The following is a 12,819-nucleotide window of genomic DNA, read 5'->3' on the forward strand; positions in this document are numbered from 1 at the left end:
AGGGTTTTTTAGGGATATGATAATGACTATCATTTACAATAACATTTATGGACTCACTTGCTATGAAAATATTACTTAAGCCTGCCAAGACATTAAGTGCAACTTTTTTACTCGCCTCTGCGATTTTTGCACAACCGGCACTTGCTAATGGCCCAATTGGTGAGCATGTTAATCACCTTCAAGCTAATTTAAAAACCTACAACGAAGACGTTGAGTGGATGGTTTCAAAGGTTGATACCCTAGTAAGCCATTACGAGAAAAAAGGCGCTAAAGCAGTTAACACTGATGACTTAATTGAGTACTGGGAATCGGTTAAATTTCACAGTGCCATAGAAACAAATTATGTCCCTGTGTATGCCTCTATTTGGCAAGGTTTGTATGGCATAAAAATGGCTATTGATAACAAAAAGCCAGCCTCAGAAGTACGTTTGCAGCAACAAGCAATGAACAATGCTTTATGGCAAGGCCTAGGCGCAGTTAAGCTTGCGGCTCAGTTTCAACAAAAAGGGTTATTAAAAAGCGTTAAAGCCACAGCAACAAAAGAAATGACGCAAAGCGCGACCATTGATGAAATTAAACACAAATTAGACCGAGTGGTCGCTAAATACGCAGAGCGTTTAAGCGATGAAGCAACCAGCATAGTTCACGATACATACCTGCACTTATTTGAAGGCGTTGAAGGCAAACTCATTGAGCAAGACGCTAACTTAGTAGAAGTTCTTGAAAAAGACTTTAACGTAACCCTACCGCAAGCTATTTCAGCTAATAAAACAGTAGACCAAGTACGTGACGTAGTTGTTGATATGCAAACTAAGTTAACTCGTGCACAAACGCTAATTGAAAAAGCTGAAAAATCACGTAAGGATGTATTTTAAGTGAAACGCAGAACCTTTATTCAAGGCTTAGCTGCGTTAGGGGTAGCGGGTGCTTTGCCGCTATCGCTTTCACGCGCTTTTGCTGCTGATATTGCTATTGCAAACCCCGTGTCTGTTGATACATTGCCTAAATTAAAAGGTGCATTGACCCTTTATTTAGGCCGTGGTGAAGGTGGCTTATACGAAAACGTTTTACAAGCCATTCAAAAAAAGAACCCGGATTTAGACCTTGCTATTCGACGCGGCCCAACTGCAGCTTTGGCTAATACGATTGTTGCCGAAGCTAAAGCAGGTGTTAAACGTGCTGACTTATTTTGGGCTGTAGACTCGGGCGCTATTGGTTTAGTAACCGATGCAGGGCTTGCTAAACCTATGCCTAGTGATTTATCTGCACAACTACAACCACAGTTTAGATATGATGAGTGGGCACCTGTAACTGGTCGTATACGTACTTTGCCATTTAATACTGAGCGTTTAACCAAAGAGCAAATTCCAACAAGCATTATGGAAATAGCCGACAGTGATTTAAGTATTGGTTGGGCACCCGCTTATGCTTCTTTTCAATCGTTTGTTACCGCTATGCGAATTTTAGAAGGCGATGATAAAACTGCTAAATGGCTTAAAAAAGTGCAAAAACGCTCAAAAACTTACGCTGGCGAACTCGGTGTAGTAATGGGCGTTGAACGTGGTGAAGTAGATATTGGTTTTGCTAATCACTACTACACGTTACGTTTGAAGTCTGGTAAGCCCGACGCTAAACTCGATCTTGCATTTACAGAGCAAGATGCCGGTTGTTTAGTGAATGCCTCCGGTATTTTATCGCTATCTGACGACCCACTAGCAACTAACTTTATGCGCTATTTACTCAGCGTTGAAGTACAGAGTTATTTAGCGAGCGAAGCGTATGAAATTCCGCTAGTAAATGACATAAAGCAACCTGATGGCTTGCCTAAATTAACCAGTATTTCGCCACCTAAAATAGACTTAACCCAGTTGGCTGACTTACGTCCAACTATTGACTTAATGCGCAGCAGCGGCGTTTTATAATGCGAATACCACCATCTTATCCTATGGCGCTGCTTGCAGCGCTTGTTACCCTTACTCCTATTTTTGTTTTAATAACGCTTGCCAGTGACGCAAGCTCTTTTTTTGATAGCCATAATTTAACCATTTTAGGAAATACCCTGTCGTTAATGGGCTTAACTGTATTAGGCTCAATTTTAATTGGTGTGCCACTGGCGTTTATTAGCGCTTATGTGCAGCTGCCATTTAAAAAGTTTTGGTTAGTAGTATTTGCCGCCCCTTTAGCTATACCAAGTTATATTGGTGCATTTACGCTTTATGCTGCATTTGGCCCTGGTGGTGAAATACATAACTTACTTGGTTTTGAAACCCCTTCTATGTATGGCTTAACTGGCGCCGCCATTGTAATGACCCTATATACCTTCCCATTTGTAATGATGACAACCCGCTCCTCCTTACTCAGTCTTGATGCCAGTATGGTCAATGCAGCTCGTACATTGGGTATGTCGATGACACAAAGCGTGTTTAAAGTTATTTTGCCCCGTGTTGTAAATGGTATTGCTGCGGGTTCGTTACTCGTTGCCTTATATACGCTATCAGACTTTGGTACACCGGCAATGATGCGTCTAGATACTTTCACTCGTGTTATTTACGTAGAATATAACGCCTTTGAACTGAGCCGTGCGGCTATGCTGTCTATGCAGTTAATGGTGATTGTTGGTTTTTTACTAATGATTGAATCGCAAATTAAAACTGCGTCTGAACGCCAAGGCCGGCCCCTTATTTTATTCCCAAAAAAATGGCAATTAGGCGCGATGTTTGCCACCTTTGCACCAATTTTATTACTTGCTATTGGCTTACCACTCGCAGTATTTACACTTTGGCTAATGCGTGATGGTTTTAGTTCGTTTGATTTTAGTATTGCTTGGCACTCTACTTACGCTTCAGCCATTGCAGCTATTGTTACAGTTATTGTGGCTATTCCTGTAGCGCATGCAGCATTAACTGGAAAAGCAGGTAAAGTAATGGAACGCGTTACTTACTTTGGTTTTGGTATTCCGGGGATTGTTATGGGCACAGCGCTTGTATATGGCGGCTTACAACTGCCATTTTTATATCAAACACTGGGCTTGTTGATCATTGCTTATATGCTACGTTTTTTACCGCTTGCGGTTGGCTCTGTGCGTACCAGCACCGAGCACCTTGATCCAAGCTTAGTAAAATCAGCCCGTGTGTTAGGCGCAAGCCCACGTGAAGCTTTCACACGTATTACTTTACCACTGACTATGCGTGGTATTATTGCAGGTGCTGCTTTAGTATTTTTAGAGTCGATGCGTGAATTAGAAGCCACACTATTATTGGGTCCAACTGGTTTTGAAACCTTATCTACGTATTTATGGCGTGTTTACGAAGCCGGTTATTTTGGCCGCGCAGCAATACCTGGTTTATTGTTGGTGGTGATTTCGGCGGCGGCTTTAGCTATTATGATGTCTGGCGAGAAACGCAACCAGTTTGAACATTAAGGATTTATATAAATGCTATCTGTAAGTCAGTTGTCTATAGATTATGGCAGTAATCGTGTTGTTAGTGACTTAAATTTCACTTTAGGTGAAAGCGAAATTTTAATGCTTGTTGGTCCAACAGGTTGTGGTAAAAGTACTATTTTACAAGCCCTAGCTGGGCTTTTACCAATTAGCGACGGCGAAATTAAAGTCGCTAAATGGACTGCTACACCAAAGCATACTGTAGCCCCTGAAAAACGCAGTGTGGGTATGGTGTTTCAAGACTTTGCGTTGTTTCCCCATTTAACGGTTGAGCAAAATGTGTGTTTTAAACTTAAAGACATCAGCCCTGCCGATCATTGGATAAAGCTACTCGGTTTAGATGCGTTTAGACATAAAAAACCAGCTACACTTTCTGGCGGACAAAAACAGCGTGTTGCATTAGCGCGCACCCTAGCCCACCAGCCAGACTTTGTATTACTTGATGAGCCACTATCAAACTTAGACGCGGCTTTAAAAGACATGCTACGTTGGGATATACGTAATGCGCTTAAAGAAGCCGGCGTACCCGCTATTTGGGTAACGCACGATCAAGAAGAAGCACTTTCGGTGGGCGATCGCGTGGGTGTACTAAAAGGCGGAAAAATACAGCAAATTGATAGCCCAGAGCAATGCTTTAGTGCACCCAATAATCGCTTTGTGGCACGCTTTCTAGGTGAAGCTAGTTTTATAAAAGGAACGCTGAATAACGGCCAAGCACTAACCGATATTGGTAATGTTCCCGCTCATGGTGTTGACTGTGAAAACGGTGAGGTAGAGGTGTTACTTCGTCCAGATGATGTATTATTAGTACAAAGCAGTGTAGGAAATAATGGCGAAGTAATTTGGGTACGCTTTGAAGGCGGCAGCAGATTATGCGCCATAAAACTAGCCTGTGGTACTGTGGTTACAAGTCGCGTGAGTCATGAAGTAGTGGTAAATCCTAGTGATAACGTACATGTATCGCTTAGTACCTCTCATCCACTGGCGGCATTTAAAAGCTAGCGCTTTATATATTCTACTTTGGAGGAAACTATGAACGGACCAAATCCAAGCAATCCATCACCTATGGAAGGGTTTCCTCAAGTAGGTTATTTAAAAAACTTTATCACCTCTGCGAATATAGACGTTGGTGATTACACCTATTACGACGACCCTGACGGCCCTGAAAACTTTGAAAAAAATGTACTTTACCATTTCGATTTTATCGGGGACCGTCTTATCATAGGTAAGTTTTGTGCGATAGCTAAAGACGTTACTTTTATAATGAATGGGGCTAATCATCAAACCTCCGGCTTTTCTACCTATCCATTTTTTATATTTGGTAATGGCTGGGAAAAATCTGCACCTCAACAAGGTGATTTACCTTTTAAGGGAGATACTGAAATAGGTAATGATGTGTGGATAGGTTACAACGCTACTATTATGCCTGGGGTCAAAGTTGCTGATGGTGCCATTATAGCAAGTAAATCTGTGGTAACGTCTGATGTGCCTGCCTATGGCATTGTTGGCGGTAACCCTGCAAAATTGATAAAAAAGCGTTTTGATGATGCGACTATTAATAAACTTTTAGCGATTGCATGGTGGGACTGGAGCAGTGAAAAAATCACCGCTCATTTAGATGCCATTACACACTCTGATATAGACGTATTAGCTAAAATTTAATAATTACCACTCAAACATGTAGGCCATTTTACTAATGGTTTTTAACGGTATGTTATGGCTATTGCGTTTAGCGTATAAGTGTTGCATTGATTTATCTTTTACTTCGCCAACAATCACTTCTTTTACCTGATAGCCTAAAGCAATGGCTGCTTGTGAATAGGCAATAAATTCCCACTTTTTAATATTGGTGTTATCCACTATTACCAGTTCAATGCCTTGTGCTAAGGCATTAATAAAACGGGCCAAGTTTAAGTTATGATATTGCGATAATTTAAACTTATCAAAATGGTACTCACCCTGCTCGTTAACAAAGTAATCATCTGTTGAGCAAATAAAATATTGGCTTTCATCTGCACCGGAAAGTTCCTCGGCGAGATTTTGCGCATAATATGACTTACCACTGCCTGGTAGTCCTCGTAAAATAAAAACTTGTTTCATAGCATCCATTTTTTATTAATACGTCAATTCGGTTTATTTACTAATAATGCCACAAATTGATGAAATTTCAGAGCAACAAATGGTAATTGTGGTTATTTAACTGTAAAAATTGGTTAAAAAAACAACGTACCACTAAAAACTTTTAAAGAGTTGCCCACAGCAGTTTTTTTATTTTACTTTACTAGGTATTATATAAGGTTCAAGTGCAGTGACCTCAAATGCTAAAAAGCATGAGTAACGCACAGTTAATTTATATAGTTAGGCAACTTATATCATTGGAGTGAAGATGAGCCATTTAGCGATTTCAGAGCTATTAAAAGGCAATGTTGCGGTAGACAGCCAAGTAACCATTAAAGGCTGGATCCGTACACGCCGCGATTCAAAAGCAGGAATATCATTTTTAGCCGTTCATGACGGTTCGTGTTTTGATCCTATTCAAGCGGTAGTTCCTAATTCACTGAATAATTATGATGAAGTTACAAGCTTAACAGCAGGCTGTTCTGTGTCGGTTACCGGTGTATTAGTACAATCAGCAGGACAAGGTCAATCTTTCGAAATTCAAGCTAACTCAGTAACTGTGTTAGGTTGGGTTGAAAACCCAGACACCTACCCAATGTCGGCTAAACGCCACAGCATTGAGTATTTACGTGAACACGCTCACCTTCGCCCTCGCACTAATATGATTGGCGCAGTAACACGTGTACGTAACTGTTTAGCACAAGCAATCCACCGTTTTTACCATGAGCAAGGGTTTTACTGGATCAGCACGCCTATTATTACTGCAAGTGACTGTGAAGGCGCAGGTGAGATGTTCCGCGTATCAACGCTTGATATGCAAAATCTGCCAATGACAGACAAAGGCGAGATTGATTACAGCGAAGACTTTTTTGGTAAAGAAGCCTTTTTAACGGTTTCAGGCCAACTTAATGGTGAAACGTACGCTTCAGCAATGTCAAAAATTTACACCTTTGGCCCAACGTTCCGTGCAGAAAATTCAAATACATCTCGCCACTTAGCAGAATTTTGGATGGTAGAGCCAGAAGTTGCGTTTGCTGATTTAGAAGATATCGCAAAACTGGCTGAAAACATGCTTAAGTACGTGTTTAAAGCCGTATTGGAAGAACGCCGTGACGACATGGAATTTTTCGCATTACGTGTTGAAAAAACAGCCATTAGCCGTTTAGAAGAATTTGTTGAAAAAGACTTTGCCCAAGTTGACTACACCGACGCTGTAGAGATTTTAAAAGCGTGTGGCAAGAAATTTGAGTACGACGTTGAATGGGGTGTAGATTTACAGTCTGAGCACGAACGCTACCTAGCTGAAGAACACTTTAAAGCACCGGTTGTTATTAAAAACTACCCGCGTGATATTAAAGCATTCTACATGCGTCAAAATGAAGACGGCAAAACTGTTGCAGCTATGGACGTAGTTGCACCAGGTATTGGTGAGATCATTGGTGGTTCACAACGTGAAGAGCGTCTTGATGTATTAGATGCACGCCTTGAAGAGATGGGCTTAAACAAAGAAGACTACAGCTGGTACCGCGACCTACGTAAATACGGTAGTGTGCCACACTCTGGCTTTGGTTTAGGTTTTGAGCGTTTAGTTGCTTATGTTACCGGTATGGGTAACGTACGTGATGTTATTGCCTTCCCACGTACTAAAGGCAGCGCAACGTACTAAGCTAAGCTTTGTAACGTTAAATAAAAAAACCAACCCGCGGGTTGGTTTTTTATTGTCTGATATATTAATGTGCATAAATACTTGAACAATTAGCCTCCCGCTTAGGGAAGCAAATTGTTATAAATACTAAATCTTTATAAATATTTTTCGTTTATAAAGCATATTCGAAATTACCCAAAAGCCAATAACATGCAATAAAGCAAAGGTGAACGATGCCAATTTAGCGCTCATAACCAAGGCGAGTTGCTGATACATCCAATCCCCCAAGTTTAGCTCGCCAATATTAATCAGTGAATAGCTCAGTACCCACACAGCCGATAATACATATATAAACAGTGGGTTTGACCCATACACAATTAATGGATTAACAAGGCGCTCAGGTTTAACAATGTCGCAAAGCCAAACAAAAAATGCCAACACAATACAAGCAATCCCGGATGTGTAAATAACAAAGCTACTAGTCCAAAGCGATTTATTAATTGGCATCACCATTGAGGTTAATTGCCCAATAACAACTGCAACTACACCAATAACTAACAGCCGTTTAATACTTGCCCACTGGCAACTTGTGCTCGTTAACAGGCGCGTTACTTCAAAACCAAATAAGACACTCACCACAGCGGGTAACGTACTGATCAGCCCTTCTGGATCAAATGCGAGCCCTTTGCCTTGCCATAAATGCGACTCACCTAGTACGGCAATATCAACCGCTCTAACTAGGTTATGTTCGAGTGTATAAGCGTTTTCAGCGCCAACGCTTAACAGTAATAACCAATAAGCAACTAAGATAATAACCGATAGCGTTAACACCCCTCGCCTATTTAAAAACAACACACAGATAGACGCTAAAATATAGGCTATCCCTATACGTTGCAGTACACCTAATATTCTCAAGTTTTCAATATTGGTAGTAAAGGGATAAATATTTAAAGCTAGACCAATGGCAAATATAATTGCTCCACGTTTAACTAGTCTTAATACTTGGCTAGCACTGGCTGCACTGTTAGTTTTTTTGAACGAAAAAAACATCGCAGAGCCAATAATAAACATAAAAAACGGAAAAATTACATCCGTAGGGGTACAACCATGCCAATCTGCATGAAGTAAAGGGGCATACACATGGGACCACGATCCCGGAGTGTTTACCAGTATCATTAACGCTATGGTTAGCCCACGCATAGCATCAAGTGCTTTATATCTTGTCATTTTGGCTCCTATTTAATAATTTGTATTTCTACAAATGACAACGCTGTCACTTTGTAGTAAAAAAACTTAAATCGCAAGTAATTTAGATAAGTGGAGTTGTTGAATTAAAAAAGCCGCAGAATCAATAATGAAACGGCGGCTTTAAATCAGAATTTGTTACTTTAGGAGCGGTTTATTGCTGTCCTTTATAGTGCTTGCTCTAACTGTGGTAAAACATCAAATAAGTCAGCAACTAAACCGTAATCAGCTACTTGGAATATTGGCGCATCAGGGTCTTTATTAATGGCAACAATAACTTTTGAATCTTTCATACCCGCAAGATGCTGAATGGCACCACTAATACCCACAGCAATATATAAATTAGGCGCGACAATTTTACCTGTTTGCCCTACTTGCATATCGTTAGGCACAAAGCCCGCGTCAACCGCTGCACGTGATGCACCAATAGCGGCACCGAGTTTATCGGCAATGCCATTTAATAATGCAAAATTTTCACCATTTTGCATACCACGACCACCCGAAATAACCACATCTGCAGCCGTTAGCTCTGGACGCTCTGATTCAGTTTGTTCAACACTAACAAAACTGCTTAACTGTGAATCAGAGACTGCATCTACAGCGGTTACATTAGCTGGAGCTTGCTCGCCTTGTAAATCAAAGCTACTTGCACGTACTGTGATCACTTTTTTACTATCGAGCGATTTAACCGTTGCAATAGCATTACCCGCGTAAATTGGGCGCTTAAATGTATCAGCATCTATTACATCAATAATTTCTGAAATCTGCGCTACATCTAATAATGCGGCAACACGCGGCATAAAGTTTTTACCTGTGGTAGTGGCACTTGCCACAATATGGCTGTAACTGTCAGCTAGTGATAACACTAGATCTGTCATACTTTCAGCAAGTTGATGCTCATAAACTGCATTATCAGCAAGTAAAACATTCGCAACACCCTCAATGCTCGCGAGTGACTCACTCATGGCGCCAAGGTTTATGCCTGCTAATAATACATCTACGTCAAAGCCTAATTTTTTAGCGGCATTAATCGTTTTTGAGGTTTCTGGTTTTAAGGCACCGTTATCGTGCTCTGCAATTACAAGAGTTTTCATTTAAATCACCTTTGCCTCTGTTTTAAGTTTTTCTACAAGCTGTGCAACATCTTCAACAATAATCCCGCCGCTACGTTTTGCAGGCTCTTCTACACTGACCAATTCAATACGCGGGGCTAAATCTACACCTAGCGAATCAGCCGCAATAACTTCTAACGGCTTACGTTTAGCTTTCATAATATTAGGTAGTGACGCATAACGTGGCTCGTTTAAACGTAAATCGGTGGTGACTATTGCGGGTAAATTAAGTGCAACAGTTTGCAAACCGCCATCAACTTCACGAGTAACATTTACTTTGCCATTTTCAATAACAACTTTAGAAGCAAACGTGCCTTGGCCGCGATTAGTCAACGCTGCTAGCATTTGACCTGTTTGATTGTTATCAGAATCGATAGACTGCTTACCTAAAATAACCAGCTCAGGCGATTCTTGCTCTACTACTTTTGCAAGCAATTTTGCTATGTGTAAAGACTCTAAATTTTGCTCTGTTTCAACATGAATCGCTTTATCTGCGCCCAAAGCTAATGCTGTACGTAATTGTTCTTGTGATGCTTTTGCGCCAATCGTAACAACAACCACTTCGGTTGCAGTACCCGCTTCTTTTAAACGAATCGCTTCTTCTACCGCAATTTCACAAAATGGGTTCATGGCCATTTTTACGTTAGTTAAATCAACACCGCTGTTGTCAGGTTTAACGCGAGCTTTTACGTTGTAGTCGATCACTCTTTTTATTGGTACGAGAACTTTCATAGGGACTCCATAATTATTTAAACCTATAAGCTAACGTCTACGTCAACCTATTTATTTTATGAAATCAGACTACTTCCTGTTGACGTAAACGTCAACCTAAAATAACCTTAAACTATTCACAACCTGTAACGATTAATTTGCATAACAAAGAAACAGGTTGCTTAGCTTACTTTTTGCCAAATAATGCAAAGGTGAGTCCGTCATAGATAAAGAGGTTATTATGATTGAACGCGAAACCATGGAATTTGATGTTGTAGTTGTAGGGGCAGGTCCTGCGGGGCTTTCAACAGCAATTAAACTCGCGCAGCAAGCACAAGAAAAACAACAAGAGTGCATGATATGTGTAGTTGAAAAAGGCTCAGAAGTTGGCGCACATGTATTATCAGGTGCCGTTTTTGAAACCAAAGCACTTGACGAATTACTGCCAAATTGGCAGGAACTCGGTGCTCCTGTTTCGACTAAAGTGGTAAATGATGAGATTTACTGGTTTAACAACGAACATAAAGCAACCTCAATTCCTCACTTTGCTACACCAAATACATTTCATAACAAGGGTAACTACATTGTTTCTATGGGTAATGTATGTCGCTGGTTAGCAGAGCAAGCAGAAAACCTTGGAGTAGAGATATTTCCAGGCTTTAGTGCGCATTCAGTCATTATTGAAGATGATGTTGTAAAAGGCATCATTACTGGCGATATGGGTGTAGATAAAAATGGCAATGAAAAAGACGGTTACATGCCAGGTATGGAGCTACGCGCTAAGTACACAGTATTTGCTGAGGGCTGTCGCGGTCATTTAGGTAAGCAACTGATCAATCAGTTTGCTTTAGACGATGAAAGTTCACCACAGCATTATGGTCTAGGTTTTAAAGAAATTTGGCAAGTTGATGAATCTAAACATCAATTGGGTAAAGTTGTACACGGAACCGGTTGGCCATTAAGCGGTGACACTGGCGGTGGCGCCTTTATGTATCACAGCGAAAACAACCAAGTGGTTGTGGGGTTAATTGTTGATTTAAATTACTCTAACCCACACTTAAGCCCGTTTGATGAATTTCAACGATTAAAACATCACCCTATTTTCAAAAATACACTTGAAGGTGGTGAGCGTATTGCTTATGGTGCGCGCGCCATTGCCAAAGGCGGTTTACACTCTTTGCCTAAAATGCATTTCCCGGGTGGCTTGTTAGTGGGCTGTGATGCAGGCACGCTTAATTTTGCAAAAATTAAAGGTAATCATACGGCTATGAAGTCAGGCATGATAGCCGCTGAGGTCATTTTTAATGCGCTACAAAACGATTTAGCTAATAATGATTTAACCCAGTACACCGCTGAGTTTAAAAAGTCATGGGCGTATAAAGAGCTGTATCAGTCTCGTAATTTTGGCCCTGCTATGCATACCTTAGGTAAATTTGCAGGCGGCGCATATAACATGCTTGATCAAAATATATTTAAGGGCGCCCTACCGTTTAGTTTTAAAGATAACGTACCTGACCATGCAACTTTAAAAGACGCTAACCAAGCTGAAAAAATTAACTACCCTAAGCCTGATGGCAAACTCAGTTTTGATAAGCTTTCTTCGGTATTTTTATCTAATACTAATCATGAAGAATCGCAGCCGTGTCACTTAAAACTGAAAGATGCATCAATTCCGATTAACGTTAACTTAGTTAAATTTGACGAGCCAGCACAGCGCTACTGCCCTGCCGGCGTTTACGAAGTACAAGAAGTCGAAGACGAGCAATCCTTTGTGATCAACGCGCAAAACTGTGTGCATTGTAAAACCTGTGACATTAAAGATCCGAGCCAAAATATTACCTGGGTAACTCCCGAAGGTGCTGGTGGCCCTAACTATCCCAATATGTAACAACCTTTCTATAGAAATTATAAACTTATCCTAAATTGCAGGGGCTTCGGCCCCTTTTTTGCGCTATGCTGTTAAGTAATATGAATGAATGAGAGTGTGTTATGGCGTCGTCGAGTGTAATTTTTCGTTTTTTAGCAGAACCAACCGATGTGAATTTTGGTGGTAAGGTGCATGGCGGTGTGGTCATGAAGTGGATTGACCAAGCGGGTTATGCCTGTGCTGCGGGCTGGAGCGGCCATTACTGTGTAACAGTATCGGTTGCGGGCGTTAAGTTTAGCCGTCCTATCTTAGTTGGCCAAATTGTTGAGGTTGAAGCAAAAATTGCACACACCGGCAAAACCAGCATGCAAATTTTTATTCAAGTTCGCTGTGGCGACCCGAAAACGCAAAACTTAGTTGAAACCAATCACTGTGTTATTAGCTTTGTTGCTATGGATGAAACGGGTTACCCTGTGGCGGTACCAGAATTTAAATCGGTTACCGACGAAGACAAAAAGCTTGAGAACTACGCAATTAAAATGAAGCAAATAGCCATCGAAACAGAAAACTTATTAGATAAAGTTTAATTTAGTTACTTTTATAGGTATGTAGAAACTACAACAAGCTGTAAATTCTACAATTTTTATTTTTTAACAAATTAACAGTACGCTTAACAGCT

At 40.7% G+C, this 12,819-nt stretch carries 12 protein-coding genes; 8 read left to right on the forward strand and 4 right to left on the reverse strand.

The window, feature by feature from the left end; genetic code table 11:
- The first annotated feature begins 62 nt into the window (after positions 1-62).
- The 5 genes from B1F84_RS07610 to B1F84_RS07630 are packed head-to-tail and all read left to right on the forward strand — an operon-like array spanning position 63 to position 5,104.
- Entirely contained in the window at positions 63-875 is an 813-nt protein-coding gene (locus B1F84_RS07610) for a hypothetical protein (RefSeq protein WP_131691062.1), read from the forward strand.
- Complete coding sequence (locus tag B1F84_RS07615) at positions 876-1,922, forward strand: ABC transporter substrate-binding protein (RefSeq protein ID WP_131691063.1); 1,047 nt, start codon at positions 876-878, stop codon at positions 1,920-1,922.
- On the forward strand, positions 1,922-3,421 hold the full coding sequence (locus B1F84_RS07620; RefSeq protein WP_131691064.1) for an iron ABC transporter permease: 1,500 nt from the start codon (positions 1,922-1,924) through the stop codon (positions 3,419-3,421). The genes B1F84_RS07615 and B1F84_RS07620 overlap by 1 nt, the downstream gene beginning before the upstream one ends.
- Before the next feature lie 12 nt (positions 3,422-3,433).
- Complete coding sequence (locus B1F84_RS07625) at positions 3,434-4,444, forward strand: ABC transporter ATP-binding protein (RefSeq protein ID WP_055012107.1); 1,011 nt, start codon at positions 3,434-3,436, stop codon at positions 4,442-4,444.
- A gap of 30 nt (positions 4,445-4,474) precedes the next feature.
- The gene (locus B1F84_RS07630) at positions 4,475-5,104 is read left to right on the forward strand and encodes a Vat family streptogramin A O-acetyltransferase (RefSeq protein ID WP_131691065.1); all 630 of its coding nucleotides are present in this window, start codon (positions 4,475-4,477) and stop codon (positions 5,102-5,104) included.
- A gap of 3 nt (positions 5,105-5,107) precedes the next feature.
- Here B1F84_RS07630 and B1F84_RS07635 read toward each other — a convergent pair whose 3' ends face one another.
- Positions 5,108-5,542: an ATP-binding protein gene (locus B1F84_RS07635; protein WP_008113825.1), complete on the reverse strand. Its 435-nt coding sequence runs from the start codon at positions 5,540-5,542 to the stop codon at positions 5,108-5,110.
- A 286-nt stretch (positions 5,543-5,828) separates the two neighbouring features.
- Here B1F84_RS07635 and asnS point away from each other — a divergent pair, with 286 nt between their 5' ends.
- Positions 5,829-7,226 carry an asparagine--tRNA ligase gene (gene asnS / locus B1F84_RS07640; RefSeq protein ID WP_008113822.1) on the forward strand — a complete coding sequence of 466 codons (1,398 nt, stop codon included), beginning with the start codon at positions 5,829-5,831 and terminating at the stop codon, positions 7,224-7,226.
- A gap of 126 nt (positions 7,227-7,352) precedes the next feature.
- On the opposite strand, the gene B1F84_RS07645 is transcribed toward asnS, so the two are convergent.
- From B1F84_RS07645 to B1F84_RS07655, 3 genes are all read right to left on the reverse strand, one after another.
- Positions 7,353-8,432 (reverse strand): heparan-alpha-glucosaminide N-acetyltransferase domain-containing protein, encoded by a 1,080-nt coding sequence (locus B1F84_RS07645; RefSeq protein WP_008113820.1) that lies wholly within the window; start codon positions 8,430-8,432, stop codon positions 7,353-7,355.
- Between the two features lie 185 nt (positions 8,433-8,617).
- A complete protein-coding gene (locus tag B1F84_RS07650) occupies positions 8,618-9,544 on the reverse strand; it encodes an FAD-binding protein (protein ID WP_008113818.1) in 927 nt (308 codons plus the stop codon).
- A complete protein-coding gene (locus tag B1F84_RS07655) occupies positions 9,545-10,294 on the reverse strand; it encodes an electron transfer flavoprotein subunit beta/FixA family protein (RefSeq protein WP_010390086.1) in 750 nt (249 codons plus the stop codon).
- A 220-nt stretch (positions 10,295-10,514) separates the two neighbouring features.
- Here B1F84_RS07655 and B1F84_RS07660 point away from each other — a divergent pair, with 220 nt between their 5' ends.
- Positions 10,515-12,161 carry an electron transfer flavoprotein-ubiquinone oxidoreductase gene (locus B1F84_RS07660; RefSeq protein WP_131691066.1) on the forward strand — a complete coding sequence of 549 codons (1,647 nt, stop codon included), beginning with the start codon at positions 10,515-10,517 and terminating at the stop codon, positions 12,159-12,161.
- 101 nt (positions 12,162-12,262) lie between these two features.
- Positions 12,263-12,727: an acyl-CoA thioesterase gene (locus B1F84_RS07665; protein WP_008113812.1), complete on the forward strand. Its 465-nt coding sequence runs from the start codon at positions 12,263-12,265 to the stop codon at positions 12,725-12,727.
- Positions 12,728-12,819: the final 92 nt, after the last annotated feature.

The sequence above is a fragment of the Pseudoalteromonas sp. DL-6 genome (assembly GCF_004328665.1).
Taxonomy (GTDB): Bacteria; Pseudomonadota; Gammaproteobacteria; order Enterobacterales; family Alteromonadaceae; genus Pseudoalteromonas.

Excerpts from the sequence above, each read along its gene's own strand:
- B1F84_RS07610 (WP_131691062.1), top strand. The coding sequence starts at position 63 with ATGAAAATATTACTTAAGCCTGCCAAGACATTAAGTGCAACTTTTTTA.
- B1F84_RS07620 (WP_131691064.1), top strand. The coding sequence starts at position 1,922 with ATGCGAATACCACCATCTTATCCTATGGCGCTGCTTGCAGCGCTTGTT.
- B1F84_RS07625 (WP_055012107.1), top strand. The coding sequence starts at position 3,434 with ATGCTATCTGTAAGTCAGTTGTCTATAGATTATGGCAGTAATCGTGTT.
- B1F84_RS07630 (WP_131691065.1), top strand. The coding sequence starts at position 4,475 with ATGAACGGACCAAATCCAAGCAATCCATCACCTATGGAAGGGTTTCCT.
- B1F84_RS07635 (WP_008113825.1), bottom strand. The coding sequence starts at position 5,542 with ATGAAACAAGTTTTTATTTTACGAGGACTACCAGGCAGTGGTAAGTCA.
- asnS (WP_008113822.1), top strand. The coding sequence starts at position 5,829 with ATGAGCCATTTAGCGATTTCAGAGCTATTAAAAGGCAATGTTGCGGTA.
- B1F84_RS07645 (WP_008113820.1), bottom strand. The coding sequence starts at position 8,432 with ATGACAAGATATAAAGCACTTGATGCTATGCGTGGGCTAACCATAGCG.
- B1F84_RS07650 (WP_008113818.1), bottom strand. The coding sequence starts at position 9,544 with ATGAAAACTCTTGTAATTGCAGAGCACGATAACGGTGCCTTAAAACCA.
- B1F84_RS07655 (WP_010390086.1), bottom strand. The coding sequence starts at position 10,294 with ATGAAAGTTCTCGTACCAATAAAAAGAGTGATCGACTACAACGTAAAA.
- B1F84_RS07660 (WP_131691066.1), top strand. The coding sequence starts at position 10,515 with ATGATTGAACGCGAAACCATGGAATTTGATGTTGTAGTTGTAGGGGCA.
- B1F84_RS07665 (WP_008113812.1), top strand. The coding sequence starts at position 12,263 with ATGGCGTCGTCGAGTGTAATTTTTCGTTTTTTAGCAGAACCAACCGAT.